The organism is Phyllobacterium sp. P5_D12 (genome assembly GCF_054049495.1).
Genome location: NZ_JBFUMG010001080.1, coordinates 1 through 765 on the forward strand (window position 1 = coordinate 1; position 765 = coordinate 765).

At 54.5% G+C, this 765-nt stretch carries 1 pseudogene; it reads left to right on the forward strand.

Annotated elements, in window-relative coordinates:
- Positions 1-21 precede the first annotated feature (21 nt).
- Positions 22-765, forward strand: a pseudogene (locus ACXJ5O_RS28815) (hypothetical protein); the annotation flags it as partial.

The following is a 765-nucleotide window of genomic DNA, read 5'->3' on the forward strand; positions in this document are numbered from 1 at the left end:
CGTCAGAAGGCTCGGCGCCGGATGAACTACCGCCACTCGTTCGAATCCATGCACTCTGTCGGTGTTCAAGTCGAGAAGACGCAACCATTCAAGGACTTTCACGAGGTTCCACTCGATCTGCTCGAGATCAGCCAAGTCATCGGTTTTCGTGTCAACCAGATCGACGGTCTGGCCGATCCTGAAACATATTCGCAGGAATTGCGTCGTCACGCCGGTGAAAAAGCCTATCTGGTCGCCGACAAGATCCTCCTGGACGGCGAACCTTATCCCGCTTCATGGCATGTCGATGGAACCGCAGGTTACGAGTTCATTTCGGTGACCGCGAACCTTATGGTCGATCATGCAAAGCTGGCTGCGCTCGAACACCTCTATAGCAGCAATATTGGTGCGCAAAGTACGCTCCACTATCGCGGGGCAAAGTCAGCTGTACTGCACAGCAGATTCGCTGCGGAACTGCAGGCTCTGGTCGACCTGCTCATCGTGATAGACCCGAATGCAGCCGACGAGCTTGAGCTGAGGCGCGCGGTAAGCGATCTCGTCATCGAACTCCCGGTTTTCCGGACCTATTCGAATGAGGCGGGAATTCTCGAATCCTATCGATCCATTCTCCAGTCCACCATTTCCGATATTTTGGCACGCCCCGACGCTGCCGATCCCGCTCCGCTGAAATTCGTACAGCGCATATTGGAAGCGGCGAATGATCCTGACGGAAAAATCGGCCAATTCATTGTGAGATTCCAGCAATTGACTGCCGCTGTCATGGCA